Raw genomic sequence first — 19,139 nt, 5'->3', positions numbered from 1 at the left:
TTTTAATAAACGTGTAACATAATAAAAGTCAAAACGATGATGTTGTTTTTAGAGATCATATGCGGGTGTAGTTTAGTGGTAAAACCTCAGCCTTCCAAGCTGATGTCGTGGGTTCGATTCCCATCACCCGCTCCATACATACTGTTTATAACGCAGTGTTTCGTTTCTCAGATTAAACGAAGCATTGCGTTTTTTCATGTATGAAATCATCGTAAAAAACCTGCTCTCTTTAAGAACAGGTTTTTAAGGAAAGACGGTTGAGATATGTTCGCCGCCGTGAATTTGTTCGAACATTTTTGTTAAAGACTCGAGCAGGCGGCGGGATTCTTCTATAGATAATGAGGGCCTGAAAAAGACGAGCTGCAAGGCATCTTTTGTATCCGTTCCTGCATGATGAAGGCTGAGGTTTCCGGTGATCGTGCCGAATGCTCCAGCATCATCGGAGAACGTGATGATCTCGCCGGGACTTCCGGGTTCGATTTTGATCGGACCGTTTAATTTCCGGGCATCATATATATGAACCGGTATCAAATATTTGAGGGAGAAAAAACGGCTCAGATCAATCGCTGAATTTTCCGGCTCAACAAAGCGTTGTTCTTTGATATCTTTCAGCATCCGTTCGAGTCCGCTTTCCCGTCCTGAATAAGACGGGTTCAGCTCACGGAAGGCATCATGCCATTCTTTAACGGCCGATTCATCTTCGGGACTGCGATCGGCATAGTCAAAAAACAGCGATTCCTGAAAAAGGCGGAGCCGGCCTTTGAGCATTTGCGGGGAGCCGGTGATCTCAATATCTTGATATAACACAGCGCCAACCTTAAATGAAGGAATGCGGTTTAAAATAGCAGGCGCGATTTGCAAACGAAGTTCCAATTTAAATTCATCTCCCGTGTCATGGTACACTCTATTATACAGAGAGCGAAAACGAAAACAAAGAAAGGAGGCTCTGCACGATGGATGTGAAAAAACTGAAACAGGATGTCATCGAATTCGCACAGGAAATCGGCATCGATAAAATCCGGTTCGCCAGTGCAGATACTTTTGAAACATTAAAAGAACGATTGATTGAGAACCGGACCCTCGGCTATGAATCAGGCTTTGAAGAACCCGATCTTGAAAAGCGGACGAACCCGGATCTGCTTTTGCCGAAGGCGAAATCGATCATCGCCATCGCCCTTGCTTACCCTTCAAAAATGAAAGATGCGCCGAGAAGCAAGAAAGGCGAACGGAGGGGCATCTTTTGCAGAGCTTCCTGGGGAAAGGATTATCATCATGTCCTGCGGGAAAAGCTTGATCAGCTGGAAGAATTTTTGAAAGCGCAGCGCAGCGATGTCAGAACGAAATCGATGGTTGACACCGGTGAGCTGTCGGACAGAGCTGTCGCAGAGCGCGCGGGCATCGGCTGGAGCGGAAAGAACTGCATGATCATTACGCCTGAATTCGGGTCTTACGTTTACTTGGCGGAAATGATTACGAATATTCCGTTCGAGCCTGATGAGAGAATCGAAGATCAATGCGGCTCATGCAACAAATGTATCGAGGCATGCCCGACCGGTGCGCTCGTCAACCCCGGGCAGCTCAACTCCCAGCGCTGCATCGCTTTTCAGACGCAGACAAAAGGTTTTCTGCCCGACGAGTTCCGTACGAAAATCGGGAATAGGATCTACGGCTGTGATACGTGCCAGATGGTATGCCCGAAAAATAAAGGGGTCGATTTTCATCTGCATCCTGAAATGGAGCCGGACCCTGAGATTGCCAAGCCGCTTTTAAAACCGCTTCTGACGATGTCGAATCGCGAATTTAAAGAAAAGTTCGGCCACGTGGCCGGCTCATGGAGAGGCAAAAAGCCGATTCAGAGAAATGCGATTATCGCACTTGCCCATTTTAAAGAAACGGACGCTCTCCCTGAACTGATTGAGCTGATGCACAAAGATCCGCGACCGGTCATCAGGGGAACCGCCGCATGGGCGGTCGGAAAGATCGGCGGAGCAGATGTGATGGGTGAATTGGAGCGCGCGCTCGCGCACGAGCAGGATGAAGAAGCAAAAGCTGAAATCCAAAAAGGCATCGCTCTTTTAAAAGAAACGAGTGCGACTAATTAAGGGCTGTCCTGACATATGTTTAATGATGAGAAATGAATTAACAAACATATGGTGGTGTAGCCCTTGAAACAGATCATCGAGCAGCTCCTGAAAGCCAGACTTCATTACTTAATCAACGGAAAAGATGAAACAAACTGGCGGGATGCCGGGGGTTTTGAAATCATTGAACGGAAGCGGAGGCTTTTTCAAAAACGCGGCGTGCAGATCGTGAAGGCCAATATAAAAGCAGCTGTAAAAGAGCACTGGCTTGATGAAGACGGCGCGTCGCATGTGAACTATCAAACCCATACCGCATACTTGTGCAAAGACGGGGATGATATGTATATGGAAGAACATATTGAAGACAGAAGCGCCATTTTGTATGATCAGATGGTCATCAAAGATTCCAAGGCCCCGCGTCCGGCCGCACAGTCTTATCCTGAGCCTGAAAGCGGCGATGATGAGATGCGCGAATTGCTGGGAAGGGCGTTCCGCTATGACCGGCTGGCCGCGGTGCGCTATGCGGAAACGTATTGGAATAAACGAAATCCCGCTTACAAAAACTTTGAAGACAATTGCACAAACTTTATTTCCCAGTGCATAAGGGCCGGAGATGCGCCGATGCGCGGCTATCCGAACAGAGGAAAAGGCTGGTGGATGCAAAACCATTCCTGGAGTTACAGCTGGACTGTCGCTCATTCGCTCAGAACCTTTTTGAAGCAGTCAAAAGCCGGCCTCCGAGCGGTTCAAAAGCGGGCCGCGAAAGAGCTGATCGAAGGCGATGTCATTTGCTATGATTTTAACGGAGACGGAAGATTTGACCACGTGGCTCTTGTGACGGCAAAGGATAAAAGCAATATGCCGCTGGTGAACGCGCAAACGCACGACTGCCGGATGAGGTACTGGTCTTACGAGGATTCGCCTGCTTATACTTCATCGATTCGATATGCGTTTTTTCATATATCAGATGATACGACAAAATCGTAATGAGTGGTATAATAAACAGCGGATCAGAAAAACAGAGGTGAATACTTTTGGCATTGCATGTCGTACTATATCAACCAGAAATTCCTGCAAACACAGGAAATATCGCACGGACTTGTGCAGCAACAGATACAACGCTTCATTTAATCAGACCGCTCGGCTTTTCAACCGACGATAAAATGCTCAAGCGGGCAGGTCTTGATTATTGGGAATTCGTCAATGTCGTCTACCACGACTCATTGGACGAATTGTTTAATGCCCATCCTGACGGCCGTTTTTTCTTCATTACAAAATTCGGTCAAAAACCGCACACTTCATTTGATTATTCAGATCAAAACGAAGATCACTTCTTTGTCTTCGGAAGAGAGACGAACGGCTTGCCGAAAGAGCTGATCGAACAAAACATGGATCGCTGTCTGCGCCTGCCGATGACAGAGCATGTCAGATCACTGAACTTATCAAATACTGCAGCAATCCTCGTGTACGAGGCGCTTCGCCAGCAGAATTACAGAGATTTGACTTAAGCTTTATCAGGAAAAGAGCCCTTTTTAACAGAGGGTTCTTTTTTTACTTTCTAATGTAACAGTGTTATGTTACAATGTGTGTAAAGGAGCTGAAACAGATGGTTCAGGATGATTTAATTTCAAAAAAAGAGCTGCTGGATTTGACTTCGATCTCATACGGGCAGCTCTATAGATGGAAACGGAAAAATTTAATACCGGAAGAGTGGTTTATCCGGAAATCGACGTTCACCGGACAAGAAACGTTTTTTCCGAAGGAAGACATTTTAAAAAGAATCGAAACCATTCAAAGCATGAAAGAAAATCTTTCCCTTGATGAAATGGCGGAAATGTTTACACCCGGTCTGTCCGAACTTAGCGCGAGCCGCGGGGAACTGCTTGAAAAAGGCATCGTTTCACAAGCGGTCATGACGTTTTTTGAAGAATGCACCGGAAAGCGCGATGATCCATTTCATCTGACAGAAGCGCTTGCGGCTTATGTGCTGGAAGGCCTGCTCCAATCCGGCGACATCAGCCTGGATGAAGGAAAAATGGTGCTGGATGTCATCATGTCGCACGAGGCGGAGAACAAAGGGAGGCTGATTGTGCTTCGGAAGCTCGGCATTGCAACATGTCTGATCACCGAGGGCAGCATCGTGTTGGAAAAAGGAGTCAAGGTCGCCGCTGACATCAATCTGGCAGCGAGCAGCGAAGAATTGAAAACAAAATTTATGTAAATGGAGGATCAAAAGATGGAGAATTTATTGATAAACGGATTTGGCAGTTCAGGCGGAGGCACGTATCAAACGGTTGAATTAAACGGCAAAGGAACGATTAACGGCGATATTGACTGCGAAAGGTTCAGCTGCAGCGGCACCGGGACTGTAAACGGAGACGTGAAAGCGGATGAGCTGAGAATCAGCGGCCACGCCAAACTAAACGGCGCAATCGCAGCTTCCAAGGTCAGAATCGACGGTTCTGCAAAGGTGGATGGCGATGTCGAAGCAGAACAGCTTAAAGTCTTAGGCTATGCCGGCATTAGCGGACATGTGAAAGGCGACGAAGCAATCGTTCGCGGAAAAACGTCAATCGGCAAAGACTGCGAAGTGGAACATTTTACTGCGGAAGGCTATTTTACAATCGACGGGCTTTTAAACGCGGAACAAATTGAGATTAAGGTTCACGGCGGTGAAAGTAAAGTGAAAGAAATCGGGTGCCGGCGGATCGTCTGCACTGCACATCAATCGAAGTTGTTCTCGTTTTTAACGCCGCTTATTTCTCCTCCGAGACTGTCTGCCGAGCTGATTGAAGGGGATCAAATTGAACTCGCCAATACGGCCGCGAAAGTTGTCCGGGGCAATTCGGTTATCATCGGCGAAAATTGCGACATCGACCTGATTGAGTATAAGGAAGATATCCGGGTGGCGGAAACGGCAAAAGTCGGAGAGAAGAGGAAAATATAGCGGAGGGATAGGACATGAAGAAACACGACTTGAAAATACACGGCTCCGGAAATGCCGGAGGCGGATCATTCCATCATGTTCTCATCAGAGGTGAAGGAACGATCACAGGAAACATTGAATGTGAAAAATTCAGTACACACGGCACAAGCGAATTGTCAGGCGATGCGACAATCAAAAGCTTTAGTGTACACGGGGAAACAGAGATCCGAGGGAGGCTGAAAGCTGACAAAGCCAGAGTGTACGGGACGGCGGATGTTTCTGAGGACGCCGACATCAGCGATGCAGCCGTAAAAGGCATTATCAATATCGGGGGTAATATGGCGGCTGAAACGTGCGATTTCAAAGGCGCACTGAACGTAAGAGGCGATTGTGAGGCAGAGGATTTTACACTGACGGGCAGCTTGGACGTAAAGGGTCTGCTGAACGCCGGCGCGATTGACATCGGCTTAAAGTTCGGAAACAGTTCGATTGGCGATATCGGCGGCACGCATATTAAGATTGTCAAAAAACGCGAGCTCTTGTTTAATAGAAACGGAGGTTTTCTCTCAGCAGGGACAATCGAAGGAGATGATATTTACCTGGAAAACACGGAGGCCCGCATGGTCAGGGGAAACCGCGTGCATATAGGGCCCGGATGCAAGATTGAGAAAGTTGAATACAAAAGCAGCTGCCGGGTATCTCCTAAGTCTGAAGTAAATGAAGATCAACAGGAATAAAACAGTGTTATGTTACGAAAAAAGGATGGCTTCAAAAGTGAGCCATCCTTTTTCCTTTGAATTTTATTTGCCGGGTTTACTTTCGTATCCGGCAGTAAAAATGGATACGAGGAACGCGAGGATGACCCCCATCATGATCAACGTTCTCATTAAAATCCCTCCTCATCCTTATTCCCTTGTTGTCATCTGCACCGATGCCGTCAGCCGTACCGCAGGAGCACTTGCGGACGGAACTTTTCTGCTCTTATTATGAATGGTTTGCTCCATCCTTGTCAATTCGAGGAAAGTACATTTCATTTTTTATATGAAAAGCATCTAAAGGGACATCTCCGCATAGATTGAATGTAACAGTGATTCACTTGGCACCTTGCATTTATCATCATATAGGAGGTTCTTATGGATATATTAAAAAAGATTGAACAGTATAGAGAGGAAGAGCAGCGTCTGAAATGGGAAGGAACCTTCGCTGAATATTTAGAAATCGTAAAGGAAAATCCGACTGTCGCGCAATCTGCTCATTCCCGCGTTTACAATATGATTAAAGACAGCGGCATTGAAGAGAAAGACGGGAAAAAAGTATACAGCTTCTTTGACAAAGAGCTGTTTGGTCTTGAAGAGCCTTTGGAACGCCTAGTTGAAGAATACTTTCATCCGGCCGCGAAGCGCCTTGATGTCAGAAAAAGAATCCTGCTTTTGATGGGGCCTGTCAGCGGGGGAAAGTCGACTTTGGTCACCATGCTGAAAAGGGGGCTTGAAGCATACTCTCTTACAGATGAAGGGGCTGTCTACGCCATTCAGGGCTGTCCAATGCACGAAGATCCGCTTCATCTAATTCCTCAGCATCTGCGGGACGATTTTTACAATGAATACGGCATCCGTATTCAAGGCAACCTGTCCCCTTTGAACATGATGAGGCTGGAACAGGAATACGGCGGAAGAATAGAAGACGTGAAGGTTGAAAGAATCTTTTTTTCAGAGGATAAACGGACGGGGATCGGCACGTTCAGTCCGTCGGACCCTAAATCGCAGGATATCGCTGATCTGACGGGAAGCATTGATTTTTCGACGATTGCCGAATACGGATCGGAATCCGATCCGCGCGCATACCGGTTCGACGGAGAATTAAACAAAGCGAACAGAGGAATGATGGAATTTCAGGAGATGCTGAAATGCGATGAAAAATTCCTCTGGCATCTTTTATCGCTTACACAGGAAGGGAATTTCAAGGCGGGCCGGTTCGCGCTCATCTCAGCGGATGAATTGATCGTAGCCCACACGAATGAAACCGAATACCGTTCATTTATATCCAATAAGAAAAACGAAGCGCTCCATTCGCGGATTATCGTCATGCCGATTCCATATAATTTAAAAGTATCAGAAGAAGAAAGAATTTATGAAAAAATGATCGCTGAAAGCGATGTGTCTGATGTTCATATTGCGCCGCACACGCTAAAAGTGGCTGCGATGTTTTCGATTTTGACGAGGCTGAAAGAGCCGAAGCGGTCAGACATTGATCTTGTCAAAAAAATGAGGCTGTATGACGGAGAGAGTGTTGAAGGCTACAATTCTGTCGATGTCGAGGATTTGAAAAAAGAATACACTGACGAAGGAATGAGCGGAATCGATCCGCGCTATGTCATCAACCGGATCTCGTCGACGATCATCCGCAAAAACATGGAATCGATCAATGCGCTTGATGTCCTCCGTTCTTTAAAAGAAGGGCTTAGCCAGCATCCATCGATTTCGGCAGAAGACCGCGAGCGTTATTTGAACTTTATTTCCGCCGCCAGAAAAGAATACGACGAAATGGCGAAGAAAGAAGTCCAAAAAGCGTTTGTGTACTCTTATGAGGAATCTGCGAAAACGCTGATGGACAATTATCTTGATAATGTCGAAGCGTACTGCAATAAAATTAAGCTTCGCGATCCGCTGACGGGAGAAGAAATGAATCCGGATGAAAAGCTGATGAGGTCAATAGAAGAACAAATCGGCATTTCCGAAAATGCGAAAAAGGCATTCCGCGAAGAAATTCTCATTCGCATTTCTGCCTATGCAAGAAAAGGGAAACGGTTTGACTATAATTCGCATGAGCGGCTCAGAGAAGCCATTCAGAAAAAGCTGTTCGCAGACTTGAAAGATGTCGTCAAAATCACGACATCGACAAAAACGCCGGACGAACAGCAGCTCAAGAAAATCAACGAGGTCGTCGCCCGTCTCATTGATGAGCACGGCTACAACTCGACTAGCGCAAACGAACTCTTAAAATATGTAGGAAGCTTATTAAACCGGTAACTTGAAGACCCGTCCGGAGAAGGGCGGGTCCTTTTGTCCCATTTTCAAAATTGTTTGTCAAAAGTTATTTGCACCTGCATAAGATAACAATAAACATTTTAGACTTGCATCCGCAGGGCTATAAACCGAAGCCATTTAAGGGGATTATCAATAAGGAGGGGAATTCATGTCCCATAAAGACAATGGCCATTTTATTATTTCTCAGGAAGACTGGTCCCTCCACCGAAAAGGGTATGATGACCAACAGCGTCACCAGAAAAAGGTGCAGGACGCGATCAAAAACAATCTGCCTGACCTGATTACAGAAGAAAGCATTATTATGTCCAACGGCAAAGATGTTGTCAAAATTCCGATTCGATCGTTAGATGAGTATAAAATCCGCTATAACTATGATAAAAATAAACATGCCGGCCAAGGAGACGGCGACAGCGAGGTAGGAGATATCGTCGCAAGGGACGGTTCGGATAAACGGGGCGCCGGCAAAGGCCAGGGAGCGGGCGATCAGGCCGGTGAAGATTATTATGAAGCTGAAGTTTCGTTAATCGATTTGGAAGAGGCGCTCTTCAGCGAAATGGAACTGCCGAATTTAGAACAAAAAGAACGGGATGATATCGTTGTCGAAGATATTGAGTTCAACGATATCCGCAAAACGGGTTTGACCGGTAATATCGATAAGAAAAGAACGATGCTCAGCGCTTTTAAGCGAAATGCAATGACGGGAAAACCTTCATTTTATCCGATCTACCCCGAAGACTTAAAATTTAAAACGTGGAATGACTCCGTAAAGCCGGAATCAAAAGCCGTTGTGCTCGCAATGATGGATACGAGCGGATCGATGGGCGTTTGGGAAAAATATATGGCGCGAAGCTTTTTCTTTTGGATGACACGTTTTTTACGGACAAAGTATGAAACGGTCGATATTGAGTTTATCGCCCATCACACTGAAGCCAAAGTGGTATCAGAAGAAGATTTCTTTTCGAAAGGGGAAAGCGGGGGCACGATTTGTTCATCTGTATACCGCAAATCCCTCGAACTGATTGAAGACAAATACCATCCGACACGCTATAACATTTATCCGTTTCATTTTTCGGACGGCGATAATTTGACATCCGACAATGCGCGTTGCGTTAAGCTTGTCGGAGAGATTATGGAGAAAGCGAATATCTTTTGCTATGGCGAAGTCAACCAGTACAACAGACATTCAACGTTAATGTCAGCCTACAAAAATATTAAAAACGAAAAATTCAAGTATTATGTGCTGAAACAGAAAGCCGATGTTTTTCAGGCTCTGAAGAGCTTCTTCAGCAATGAAGAACGGCATCAATATACATGAAAAAACGCGATTGAAACCTCCGGCAGCGGAGGTTTTTTGTTTGGAAAATATTTAAATCAAAATTTTAAGTGCAAGGTTATTGACATTCTTTATTACTTTAACTAATATTTAATCTTGTTAACTATTTATTTTGTTGTGCAGAGGTAAAAACAAATTTACCGCTTCCGATCTTTCTTGCTCAGTTTTGAACAACTTTTTCAGTACACGTCCCGCAAGTTGCTGGGCAGGAAATAGGAAAACGCAAAACCGCGGAAGCCGATCAAACCGGCTTCATCCAAAATATAAGGATATGAAAGGAGAAATAAACATGAGCAAAGGACGTTTAATTGCGACGAACATTATCGGACTCATCATCGTGCTTGCCATCTTAGCAGGAGGTGCGTATTTCTATTATGACAGCATCAGCTATGTGAAAACCGACGAAGCACACGTGACAGGCGAGATGGCCGACATTACGGCGCCTGCATCAGGGAAGCTCTCAGATTGGGATTTGAAAGAAGGATCAAAAGTTTCAAAAGACGAAAAAGCAGCGAAAATCAAAGGGGAACAAACGGTTGACGTGAAGTCGATCATGGACGGAACGATTGTCAAAAACGAAGCGAAAGAAGGCCAGATCGTACAAGCCGGTCAAACGCTTGCGAAAACCATCGACATGGATCATCTGTACATTACAGCTAACATTGAAGAAAACGACCTGAAAGACATCGAAAAAGGGGACAAAGTCGATATCGTCGTTGACGGTGATTCAGGCACTACATTTGAAGGAAATGTCGAAGAAATCGGCTATGCGACAAACTCAACATTTGACTTGCTTTCTCAAAGCAATTCAAGCGGAAACTACACGAAAGTGACGCAGAAAGTACCTGTGAAAATTTCAATTAAAAACCCGTCTGACAAAGTGCTGCCGGGAATGAACGCATCCGTGAAAATTTCAAAATAACCGGGGGAAATAAAAACGAGCGAAAGGAGGATGTCATAAGTGGCTTCTCAGAAAAAAGGAAATATGTCACTGCTCATCATTTTAATGGGCGGCTTGTTTCTGGCCATTTTAAACCAAACGCTACTGAATGTGGCGATGCCTCATCTCATGACAGAGTTCAATGTGAGCGCCACAACGATTCAATGGCTGACAACCGGATATATGCTTGTCAACGGCGTTTTGATTCCTTTATCAGCCTTCCTGATTATGCGGTTCGGCGGACGGAGCTTGTTTTTAACGGCGATGCTGCTGTTTACGGTCGGAACGCTGATATGCGGAATTGCGCCTAACTTCTCGACGATGTTAACCGGACGCCTCATTCAGGCAGTCGGCGGAGGCATACTTCAGCCTTTGGTCATGACCACGATTCTCTTTATCTTTCCTCCGGAAAGCCGCGGGAAAGGAATGGGAATCTTCGGGCTTGCGATGATGTTTGCTCCTGCTGTCGGTCCGACGCTATCCGGCTGGGTCATTGAAAACTACAGCTGGCGGATCATGTTTTACGGCCTTGTGCCGGTTGGTTTGATCGTCATCATTTTCGGTTTTTTCCTATTTAAAAATATGACGGAACCTAAAAAAATCAAATTGGACACAGCGGGCGCGATTCTTTCAATTGTCGGATTTGCGGCGTTGCTGTATGGTGTGAGCGAAGCCGGCTCAGACGGCTGGGATGATCCGCTCGTACTTTCTACAGTTGTGATCGGTGTGATCGGCATTGCCGCTTTTATCATCCAGCAGTTGAAATCGAAAGAGCCGATGCTTGACTTCAGAGTGTTCAAATACGATATGTTTTCACTGTCAAGCGTGATCAACGCCATCATTACAGTTGCTTTGTATGCAGGAATGTTCCTGATTCCGATTTATTTGCAAAACCTGGTCGGCTTTACAGCGCTTCAGTCGGGGCTTTTGATGCTGCCGGGCGCACTTGTCATGCTTGTGATGTCGCCGATCTCAGGAATTTTATTTGATAAAGTCGGCCCAAGGCCGCTAGCGATTGTCGGATTATTGATCACTGTTGTGACGACCTACGAATTTACGACGCTTACGATCGATACACCGTATATGCACATCGTGTTGATCTATGCGATTCGGGCGTTTGGGATGTCCATGTTGATGATGCCGATCATGACTGCCGGCATGAACCAGCTTCCGCAGCATTTAAACAGCCACGGAACGGCGATGTCGAATACGCTTCGCCAAATCAGCGGTTCGATCGGAACGAGCTTGATCACGACGATTTATACAAATCGCACGACATTCCACTATGCATCAATGGCCGATCAGACAAATACGGCTGATCCGTCATTTATGAGCACATTGCAGTCAACCATTCAGTCAACAGCGCAATCGATGCATATATCTCTTGAACAAGCACAACAATATGTCGTGAAATATTTGACCGGACAGGCTCAGCTCAACTCGAATGTCATGGGCATCAATGACGCATTTATGTGGGCGGCCGGGTTCTGTGTCATCGGCCTCGTTCTCAGCCTGTTTTTGAGGGATGTCAGAAAAGACAAGCTGCGCAGGAAGAACAAGGCGGAGGAGCTGACATTGCTTCCGGCTCCTAAAGAAGCGAAAGAATCTTAAAATGAGGAGGTTCTGACATGAAAATTTATGTTGTTTACGACAGTGAAGGCGAGCATACGAAAAAGCTGGCTGAAGCCATTGCGGAAGGTGCAGGGGAACATGAGGCTGCAGACGTGCTGATCGATCATGTCAGCCAGGCGGATATTAGAAAGCTCGAAGAAATGGATGCTATCATCTGGGGCTGCCCAGGTCATTTCGGTACAATCAGCTCCGGATTAAAAACTTGGATCGACAGGCTGGGCTACCTTTGGGCGGAAGGGAAGCTGATCAATAAGATCGGCGCAGTCTTCTGCACAACAGCGACAACTCACGGCGGTCTTGAGGCGACAATGCTCAACTTAATAACACCGATGCTTCATCAAGGCATGATGGTCGTCGGCTTGCCTGGAAATGTACCTGAAAATGCTTTATACGGGTCTTATTACGGTGCAGGCATCACGTGTCCTGTCGACAGTGACGAACTGATCGGCGAAGAAGGCCTGGAGCTGGGCCGGGCTTTAGGCAGACGCGTCGCCCAAGTGACAGACCGCTTTACAGCAGGACAGTGAGGAGCGATTTGACATGACCATTATATTGACCATCATCGCTGCTGTCCTCGTCATTATCGGTCTGGTGGTATTTAATGTGCGGTCGGCGTCTTCACAGGATAAACCCGAACATGAGGATAACGCGGCAGCTGAAGCTGGCATTCCTCATGTTCAGGAAGAAGCGCCTGAGCAAGTTGAAGCCGATCAGCAAGATCCGTTCGAAATGAATGATCAAACCTATCGGGCGATTCTGCAAAAACTTCAACATCCAAAAGAGGAAAAAAAACATTCCGAGAAAACGGAAATGGACGATATGGATTACCGAAAAGCATTAAAATCCATGAAAAAACGGGAACAGGATTAAAGGCAAATTCGCTGGGAACCAGCGGGTTTGCTTTTTTTATTTGCGCTTTTTTGCAATATTACTTGTGATTTCCCTCGTACTACTGATGCAGTACTCTGATACAGCTCGGTCTGGAAGGAAAGACGCAGCTTTGGTTATATAATCCGAACAACAGTGCGTTATTGCTGTTGTATACCAATTGATTTCCCGCGCTAGTTTATTCATTTTCGGGCTGATTGTCAGAAGCGTTCTGCTCTCAAGCAGCAACAGCCTGTTTTCCGCGTCATTTGCTTCTTGTCAATATCGCTGTCTTTTTAGGCTCCGTGTTTTTTCCACATGAGGTGATGTTCTTTCGAACGATAGATGAAGCGCTCAGAAAATATTCGGCTATCAAAAATTCATCCGGGACATTTCCTTGTTGATCTACAATGCTTATGGATTATTCGAGGCGCTGTTCATCAAGTGCAGAGATTCTGGAGCATTTCTTTAAAAGCTGATTCAGCCAGAAAGGAGATGAAGAACATTGCCTATTTAACAGAGCTTGATATGTTCTACGATCCATTTCGCGTCAAGGATATGATTCACTTTTATGAAACCCAGTTTTCCGATTTCCGTATAAATAAAGCGTGGGACCTGTTAAAGGACATGAAAATCGACAGGGATAAAAAAATCGGCAAGCTTTCCAAAGGCAACTGGGGCAGGCTGAAGCTCGCGCTCACATTGGCGCGCGATGCAGCGGTCGTACTGCTTGATGAGCCATTTTCCGGTCTTGACCCGATGGTGAGAGAGTCGATCGTTAAAAGCCTTCTTACATATTTGGAGCTTGATAAGCAGACGATCGTCATCGCCACCCATGAGATTCATGAAATTGAACAAATTTTGGATGAGGTCGTCGTCGTCTTAAATGGCCGAATTGAAGAAAAAAAGGATGTCGAACAGCTGCGCGAGGAATCCGGAATGTCGCTTTTGGAATGGCTGAAACGGTTTATCGAAGAAAAAGATTGAAAAGGCGGGAGGAGAAACAGTGGAAACACTTTTAGAATTAAAAAATGTATCAAAAACGATCAGGGGGAAAAAGATCATCGACGGCTTGAGCTTTGACGTGCAGGCAGGCGAGATTTTCGGCTTCTTGGGTCCGAACGGCGCCGGAAAAACGACGACGATCCGGATAATTGTCGGGCATATGAACATCACCGCCGGTGAAATCGCCGTGTGCGGTGTCAGCGTAAAAGAAAATTTTGAAAAGGCTGCACGGCATATCGGAGCGATCGTTGAAAATCCGGAACTGTATAAATTTTTAACGGGCTACCAAAACCTTCAGCAATACGCGCGCATGACGAAAGGCGTAACGAAACAGAAAATTGACGAAATCGTCGAGCTTGTCGGATTGAAAAACAGGATCAACGATAAGGTCAAAACGTATTCTTTAGGAATGAGACAAAGGCTTGGCCTGGCCCAAAGCCTTTTGCACGATCCGAAGCTCTTGATTCTCGATGAGCCGACGAACGGGCTTGATCCGGCCGGTATCCGGGAAATCCGCGATCATTTAAGAAAGCTGACGAGAGAAAGAGGTATGGCGGTCATCGTTTCAAGCCACCTGCTTTCAGAAATGGAGCTGATGTGCGACAGGATCGCCATTATCCAGAACGGAAAGCTCCGGGATATTCAGCATGTGCACGGACCCGCTCGGGATGAAAAGAAGCGCTATTATCTTCAAGCGGATGACAATCAGGCTCTGATGCGGGAAGCGGCTGCTTTCAGAAAGATGAAGGTTGACGAAGCGGAAGGCGGGATAGAGCTCAGCCTTCAAAAGGATGAAGTGCCTGATTTGATCAAACACTTGTCAGACAGCGGTGTCCGCCTATATGAAGTGAAGGCTGTGAACAAGTCGCTGGAAGACCGGTTCCTGGAAATCACCGCAGATAAGGAGGAAGCTCAGCATGTTTAATCTCATCGTAAATGAATGGATCAAAATTTTTAATCGAAAAGGCACATACGTCATGATCGCGATTTTGCTGTTATCTGCCATCGGGCTGGGCGTTCTCACAAAGACGATCGGAGAGACAGACCACAACCCGGACTGGAAAAAAGAATTAATGCAGGAAAATAAAGATATGAAAGAACAACTTAAAGGGGTCAATAATCCGGCACTTGAAAAAAGCTATGAACGGTCGACCGCCATTAATGAGTATCGAATCAAGCACGATTTGCCGGAAGACGGGGACTATTCGGCCCTGTCGTTCATCAGCGACGCGAGCAGCATCATTCCCCTCCTCGGTCTGTTTGTGATCACGGTGGCTGCGGGAATCGTTGCGAATGAATTCAGCTGGGGGACGGTGAAGCTGCTTGTGATCAGGCCGATCAGCCGCTTTAAAATTTTGCTGGCAAAATATTTTACAGTTCTGCTTTTTGCATTGGCTTTGCTTTTCATTCTGTTCGCAAGCGCGGGTATCACAGGCCTTGCTTTATTCGGGGCAGGCGACGGCAGCCAGGTTCACTTGGCGTACGCCGATGGAACAGTTGAAGAAAAAAGCCTGCTGCTGCACTTGGCCGGCAGCTATTTGCTGAATTCAATCTCGCTTTTGATGATGGCGACAATGGCCTTTATGATTTCAGCTGTTTTCAGAAACAGCTCGCTTGCCGTAGGTATTTCAATTTTCCTTTTGGCAATGGGCGGAACGGTGACAAACCTGCTCGCGACAAAATTTGAATGGGTGAAATACATCTTATTTGCCAACACTGATCTCACTCAATACTTTGATGGATCTCCGCTTGTTTCAGATATGACGCTGGGATTCTCGATTGTCGTGCTGGCTGTCTATTTTATCGTTTTTCATGTGCTCGCCTTTGGGGCATTCACAAAAAGAGACATCGCTTCATAAGCGGTATTCACGAAAAAGCCTCACCCCGGTTTTCCGGGCGTGAGGCTTTTTTAAATAAAATATAAAAAGACTGCTGACATTCGGTCAGCAGTCCTGTATGAAGATCAGCGGTTCACAGCTTACGCTTTTGTTACGTTAGCAGCTTGTGGTCCGCGGTTTCCTTCAACGATTTCGAAAGATACAGATTGGCCTTCTTCCAAAGTTTTGAAGCCTTCGCCTTGAATAGCAGAGAAATGAACGAATACATCGTCTTGTCCTTCAACTTCGATGAATCCGAAACCTTTTTCAGAGTTAAACCATTTTACTTTACCTTCTAGCATGAAATTTCCTCCTAAAGCGATAACGCTTAAATTCACTATTCTTGCTCTAAAACAAACTTCCAAGACGAAAACTCTTACAAAACTTTCTTCTTAAAGATAGTTCGAACAAAAATAATTACCTTTACTTTACCAGTGTTTAAGCGAAATTACAACTGCTAAACACAATTTTTTTAAAAAAAGTGAAATTTAATAATCAGGGCGAAAAATAAAGCATTGAAAAGCATGTTTTTGAAATTTTCACAAATCTGATTGACAACATTTCAAAGAAGCTGTAAAGTTAGGTAAAACTTCATGCATCAACACTTCTTATTCAGAGAGGCGGAGGGAATTGGCCCTATGAAGCCTCGGCAGCGGGTTCTGCATACAGCAGAATACTGTGCCACATCCAACAAGCCGTACGGGCTTGGAAGATAAGAAGAGAGCGGACCACTCTATTTACTTCGTGTCGTCTAAGGCTTCTTCTTATTTTTTAAGAGGGAGCCTTTTTTGTTAGCCAAAAAGAGGAGGAAGATCATCATGATTACATTTGAAGGCGTTGAAAAGGTCTATGAAAGCGGCGGACAGAAGGTTCATGCGCTCAATGGAATCGACCTTCATGTAGATAAAGGGGAAATATACGGCGTCATCGGATTCAGCGGCGCAGGGAAAAGCACGCTGATCCGCTGTGTGAACTTCCTTGAAAAACCGACGGCCGGAAAGGTATTCGTCGGCGGAAGAGACTTAATGTCTCTGTCGAAAGCTGAGATTCGAGCTGTTAAAAGGAAGATCGGCATGGTATTTCAGCATTTTAACCTGTTAAATTCAAAGACGATTTTCGCTAATGTCGCTGAGCCGCTCGCGCTTGTCAAAACACCGAAAGCCGAAATCAAGCAAAAAGTGACGGAACTGCTCCATTTTGTCGGACTTGAGGATAAAGCCCGCGATTATCCGGATCAGCTGTCGGGCGGCCAAAAGCAGCGCGTCGGCATTGCCCGGGCGCTGGCGACAAATCCGGAGGTTCTGCTCTGTGATGAAGCGACATCCGCGCTTGACCCGCAGACGACCGGCGATATTTTGAAGCTGCTGAAGCGCGTCAACGAACAATATAACATCACGATTTTGTTGATCACTCATGAAATGAATGTGGCAAAAGAAATCTGCGACAAAGTCGCGGTCATTGAAAAAGGAAGGATCATTGAATCAGGCAGCGTGTTTGACGTGTTTTCCGCGCCGGAAACCGAAACGGCCAAAAGCTTTGTCAAATCAGCCATCGACCACGAGATACCTGAATCGATTCAAAAATTAAATGTGAAGCATCTCTACCAGCTTCAATTTGTCGGCGAATCTTCCGGGAAGCCATTTCTTTCGCAAGTGGCAAAGCGGTTTGACGTAGAAGTCAACATTCTGCACGGAACGATTACAGAGCTTCAGGGAATTCCGTTTGGCAGTATGACGGTTGAACTGCAGGGGGAAGACGGTGAAATCGGGCGGTCGCTCGAATATATCCGCAGAGAAAACATTCGCATCAGGGAGGTATAAGCATGCTTGTTACATATGACCAAATCATTGACGCACTGGTTCAGACGATTCAAATGACGGTTTTCTCGCTTTTATTTTCAAGCGTGATCGGCATTCCGCTCGGCATTTTGCTGGTTGTCACAAGGAAGGGGCATCTGCTTGAAAATCCGGCAGTTTTTACGGTTGTCAATATGATCATTAACATTTTCCGTTCCGTTCCGTTTATCATCTTGATGGTTGCTTTAATTCCGGTGACAAGGCTGATTGTGGGGACGTCCATCGGCACATCGGCAGCGATTGTTCCCCTGACTTTTTATGCGGGGCCTTACATCGCAAGGCTCGTCGAGAACTCTCTGCTTGAAGTCGATCCGGGAGTCATTGAAGCCGCTGAAGCAATGGGAGCGACTCCGCGGCAGATCATCTTCCGGTTTCTGATTCCGGAAGCGCTCGGTTCGCTTGTGCTGAGTTTTACGGTGGCAACGGTCGGATTGGTCGGAGCGTCGGCGATGGCTGGTGCGATAGGCGCCGGCGGTCTTGGGGATTTGGCGATCACATACGGCTACCAAAGGTTTGACACGCTGACGATGATCATCACGGTTGCAATTCTCGTCATCGTTGTGCAGGGATTGCAGACATCCGGAAACGTTCTGTCCAAAAAATTGAGAAGAAGATAAACAGAGAGGGAGACAGCTATGATGAAAAAGTTCACATTTGTTATCATTTTACTGCTGCTTGCGGGAGTGATCGCGGGGTGTGCGGCAGACTCTGATGCGAAAACCATTAAAATCGGCATCAGCGGAACGGATACAAGAATCTGGGACTTTGTGAAGAAAAAAGCCGAGAAAGAAGGCTTAAAGCTTGAAATCGTCAAATATTCTGATTATGTTCAGCCGAACCAGGCTTTGGCGGGCGGTGACATTGACGCCAATGCATTTCAGACGATATCTTACTTTAATGCATTCAAAAAGGAACGCAATCTTGAACTATCGCCGATCGGCACAACGATCATCGCTCCGATGGGCATTTATTCCGAGAAGTATGATTCGCCTGACGATATACCAAACGGCGCGGAAATCGCTGTTCCGAGCGAAGCGACGAACATGGGCAGAGCCTTGCTCCTGTTGGAGTCCGCCGGCCTGCTTCAATTAAAGGACGGATTTGACGGAAACGGAACGCTTGATGCGATTAAAGAAAATCCTAAAAAACTCAAAATCACAACGGTGGCCGCAGAGCAAACGCCGCGCGTGCTTCCCGACGTCGCTGCATCTGTTATCAACAACGGCATAGCGGTTGACGCCGGCTTCCATCCTGTCAAAGATTCGATTAAACTGGAAGACGAAACAGCGACACCGTACATCAACATTATTGCGGCCAGAACAGAAGACCGGAACCGTGAAGATTTGAAAAAGATCGTTGAGCTGTACCAATCAGACGATACCGCTGAATTGATCAAAAAAGAGTTTGACGGTGCACAGCTGCCGACTTTTGTTCCACTGAAAGACATCGGCGAATAAAATGTCAGTCGCGCAATTGATTCCCGGGTCATATATTGAAATACATCGATAATTCCTACTTGACCAATCAGGTTTGTTGTACTATAGTTTTTAAATGTAAAAAATTCTGGGGGTGCTT

20 protein-coding genes, 1 tRNA gene and 1 riboswitch are annotated in these 19,139 nt (G+C 46.1%); of the genes, 19 read left to right on the top strand and 2 right to left on the bottom strand.

The window, feature by feature from the left end; translation table 11 throughout:
• Window positions 1–61 precede the first annotated feature (61 nt).
• Window positions 62–135: transfer RNA gene (locus ACH97_RS11370), tRNA-Gly, on the top strand.
• 108 nt (window positions 136–243) lie between these two features.
• Here the strand turns inward: ACH97_RS11370 and ACH97_RS11365 are convergent.
• Complete coding sequence (locus tag ACH97_RS11365; protein WP_023856471.1) at window positions 244–873, bottom strand: hypothetical protein; 630 nt, start codon at window positions 871–873, stop codon at window positions 244–246.
• A gap of 80 nt (window positions 874–953) precedes the next feature.
• Here ACH97_RS11365 and queG point away from each other — a divergent pair, with 80 nt between their 5' ends.
• The 15 genes from queG (at window position 954) to ACH97_RS11285 (ending at window position 15,690) form a co-directional block, all read left to right on the top strand.
• Window positions 954–2,102 (top strand): tRNA epoxyqueuosine(34) reductase QueG, encoded by a 1,149-nt coding sequence (gene queG, locus ACH97_RS11360; protein WP_025811864.1) that lies wholly within the window; start codon window positions 954–956, stop codon window positions 2,100–2,102.
• Between the two features lie 63 nt (window positions 2,103–2,165).
• Window positions 2,166–3,068, top strand: a complete 903-nt coding sequence (locus ACH97_RS11355) for an amidase domain-containing protein (RefSeq protein WP_035339151.1) — start codon at window positions 2,166–2,168, stop codon at window positions 3,066–3,068.
• A 47-nt stretch (window positions 3,069–3,115) separates the two neighbouring features.
• Entirely contained in the window at window positions 3,116–3,589 is a 474-nt protein-coding gene (gene trmL / locus ACH97_RS11350; RefSeq protein WP_020450670.1) for a tRNA (uridine(34)/cytosine(34)/5-carboxymethylaminomethyluridine(34)-2'-O)-methyltransferase TrmL, read from the top strand.
• Window positions 3,590–3,687: 98 nt separating this feature from the next.
• Complete coding sequence (locus tag ACH97_RS11345) at window positions 3,688–4,302, top strand: YhbD family protein (protein WP_023856473.1); 615 nt, start codon at window positions 3,688–3,690, stop codon at window positions 4,300–4,302.
• A gap of 15 nt (window positions 4,303–4,317) precedes the next feature.
• The gene (locus ACH97_RS11340; protein WP_048350449.1) at window positions 4,318–5,028 is read left to right on the top strand and encodes a polymer-forming cytoskeletal protein; all 711 of its coding nucleotides are present in this window, start codon (window positions 4,318–4,320) and stop codon (window positions 5,026–5,028) included.
• Window positions 5,029–5,042: 14 nt separating this feature from the next.
• On the top strand, window positions 5,043–5,744 hold the full coding sequence (locus ACH97_RS11335; protein WP_048350450.1) for a hypothetical protein: 702 nt from the start codon (window positions 5,043–5,045) through the stop codon (window positions 5,742–5,744).
• Window positions 5,745–6,140: 396 nt separating this feature from the next.
• Window positions 6,141–8,036, top strand: a complete 1,896-nt coding sequence (prkA, locus tag ACH97_RS11325; protein WP_020450674.1) for a serine/threonine protein kinase PrkA — start codon at window positions 6,141–6,143, stop codon at window positions 8,034–8,036.
• Window positions 8,037–8,202: 166 nt separating this feature from the next.
• Window positions 8,203–9,369: a sporulation protein YhbH gene (yhbH, locus tag ACH97_RS11320; protein ID WP_020450675.1), complete on the top strand. Its 1,167-nt coding sequence runs from the start codon at window positions 8,203–8,205 to the stop codon at window positions 9,367–9,369.
• Window positions 9,370–9,676: 307 nt separating this feature from the next.
• On the top strand, window positions 9,677–10,309 hold the full coding sequence (locus ACH97_RS11315; protein ID WP_020450676.1) for an HlyD family secretion protein: 633 nt from the start codon (window positions 9,677–9,679) through the stop codon (window positions 10,307–10,309).
• A 63-nt stretch (window positions 10,310–10,372) separates the two neighbouring features.
• Window positions 10,373–11,938 carry a DHA2 family efflux MFS transporter permease subunit gene (locus ACH97_RS11310; protein ID WP_217626294.1) on the top strand — a complete coding sequence of 522 codons (1,566 nt, stop codon included), beginning with the start codon at window positions 10,373–10,375 and terminating at the stop codon, window positions 11,936–11,938.
• Window positions 11,939–11,955: 17 nt separating this feature from the next.
• A complete protein-coding gene (locus ACH97_RS11305; protein ID WP_020450678.1) occupies window positions 11,956–12,486 on the top strand; it encodes an NAD(P)H-dependent oxidoreductase in 531 nt (176 codons plus the stop codon).
• Window positions 12,487–12,499: 13 nt separating this feature from the next.
• Window positions 12,500–12,829: a hypothetical protein gene (locus ACH97_RS11300; RefSeq protein ID WP_020450679.1), complete on the top strand. Its 330-nt coding sequence runs from the start codon at window positions 12,500–12,502 to the stop codon at window positions 12,827–12,829.
• A gap of 441 nt (window positions 12,830–13,270) precedes the next feature.
• Complete coding sequence (locus ACH97_RS11295) at window positions 13,271–13,813, top strand: ATP-binding cassette domain-containing protein (protein ID WP_241494248.1); 543 nt, start codon at window positions 13,271–13,273, stop codon at window positions 13,811–13,813.
• A gap of 19 nt (window positions 13,814–13,832) precedes the next feature.
• Entirely contained in the window at window positions 13,833–14,756 is a 924-nt protein-coding gene (locus ACH97_RS11290; protein ID WP_020450682.1) for an ABC transporter ATP-binding protein, read from the top strand.
• Complete coding sequence (locus ACH97_RS11285; RefSeq protein WP_020450683.1) at window positions 14,749–15,690, top strand: ABC transporter permease; 942 nt, start codon at window positions 14,749–14,751, stop codon at window positions 15,688–15,690. The genes ACH97_RS11290 and ACH97_RS11285 overlap by 8 nt, the downstream gene beginning before the upstream one ends.
• A gap of 119 nt (window positions 15,691–15,809) precedes the next feature.
• On the opposite strand, the gene cspB is transcribed toward ACH97_RS11285, so the two are convergent.
• On the bottom strand, window positions 15,810–16,010 hold the full coding sequence (cspB, locus tag ACH97_RS11280) for a cold shock-like protein CspB (protein WP_003155376.1): 201 nt from the start codon (window positions 16,008–16,010) through the stop codon (window positions 15,810–15,812).
• Window positions 16,011–16,313: 303 nt separating this feature from the next.
• Window positions 16,314–16,427: riboswitch (SAM riboswitch) on the top strand.
• A gap of 99 nt (window positions 16,428–16,526) precedes the next feature.
• On the opposite strand from cspB, the gene ACH97_RS11275 reads away from it, so the two are divergent.
• The 3 genes from ACH97_RS11275 to ACH97_RS11265 are packed head-to-tail and all read left to right on the top strand — an operon-like array spanning window position 16,527 to window position 19,021.
• A complete protein-coding gene (locus tag ACH97_RS11275; protein WP_020450684.1) occupies window positions 16,527–17,528 on the top strand; it encodes a methionine ABC transporter ATP-binding protein in 1,002 nt (333 codons plus the stop codon).
• A gap of 2 nt (window positions 17,529–17,530) precedes the next feature.
• Window positions 17,531–18,181, top strand: coding sequence for a methionine ABC transporter permease (locus ACH97_RS11270; RefSeq protein ID WP_020450685.1), 651 nt, complete (start codon window positions 17,531–17,533; stop codon window positions 18,179–18,181).
• Between the two features lie 21 nt (window positions 18,182–18,202).
• On the top strand, window positions 18,203–19,021 hold the full coding sequence (locus tag ACH97_RS11265) for a MetQ/NlpA family ABC transporter substrate-binding protein (protein WP_041817169.1): 819 nt from the start codon (window positions 18,203–18,205) through the stop codon (window positions 19,019–19,021).
• The last annotated feature ends 118 nt before the right edge of the window (window positions 19,022–19,139 follow it).

It is taken from the genome of Bacillus paralicheniformis, from assembly GCF_001042485.2.
In the GTDB taxonomy this organism is placed as follows: Bacteria; Bacillota; Bacilli; order Bacillales; family Bacillaceae; genus Bacillus; species Bacillus paralicheniformis.
This window is presented reverse-complemented; position numbering and strand designations above follow the sequence as displayed.

Bases quoted from the DNA above. Each gene is read 5' to 3' on its own strand.
- ACH97_RS11270 (WP_020450685.1), top strand. From the start codon at position 17,531: ATGCTTGTTACATATGACCAAATCATTGACGCACTGGTTCAGACGATT.
- ACH97_RS11310 (WP_217626294.1), top strand. From the start codon at position 10,373: ATGTCACTGCTCATCATTTTAATGGGCGGCTTGTTTCTGGCCATTTTA.
- ACH97_RS11345 (WP_023856473.1), top strand. From the start codon at position 3,688: ATGGTTCAGGATGATTTAATTTCAAAAAAAGAGCTGCTGGATTTGACT.
- ACH97_RS11305 (WP_020450678.1), top strand. From the start codon at position 11,956: ATGAAAATTTATGTTGTTTACGACAGTGAAGGCGAGCATACGAAAAAG.
- prkA (WP_020450674.1), top strand. From the start codon at position 6,141: ATGGATATATTAAAAAAGATTGAACAGTATAGAGAGGAAGAGCAGCGT.
- ACH97_RS11275 (WP_020450684.1), top strand. From the start codon at position 16,527: ATGATTACATTTGAAGGCGTTGAAAAGGTCTATGAAAGCGGCGGACAG.
- yhbH (WP_020450675.1), top strand. From the start codon at position 8,203: ATGTCCCATAAAGACAATGGCCATTTTATTATTTCTCAGGAAGACTGG.
- ACH97_RS11340 (WP_048350449.1), top strand. From the start codon at position 4,318: ATGGAGAATTTATTGATAAACGGATTTGGCAGTTCAGGCGGAGGCACG.
- ACH97_RS11300 (WP_020450679.1), top strand. From the start codon at position 12,500: ATGACCATTATATTGACCATCATCGCTGCTGTCCTCGTCATTATCGGT.
- ACH97_RS11315 (WP_020450676.1), top strand. From the start codon at position 9,677: ATGAGCAAAGGACGTTTAATTGCGACGAACATTATCGGACTCATCATC.
- ACH97_RS11285 (WP_020450683.1), top strand. From the start codon at position 14,749: ATGTTTAATCTCATCGTAAATGAATGGATCAAAATTTTTAATCGAAAA.
- ACH97_RS11265 (WP_041817169.1), top strand. From the start codon at position 18,203: ATGAAAAAGTTCACATTTGTTATCATTTTACTGCTGCTTGCGGGAGTG.
- queG (WP_025811864.1), top strand. From the start codon at position 954: ATGGATGTGAAAAAACTGAAACAGGATGTCATCGAATTCGCACAGGAA.
- cspB (WP_003155376.1), bottom strand. From the start codon at position 16,010: ATGCTAGAAGGTAAAGTAAAATGGTTTAACTCTGAAAAAGGTTTCGGA.
- ACH97_RS11335 (WP_048350450.1), top strand. From the start codon at position 5,043: ATGAAGAAACACGACTTGAAAATACACGGCTCCGGAAATGCCGGAGGC.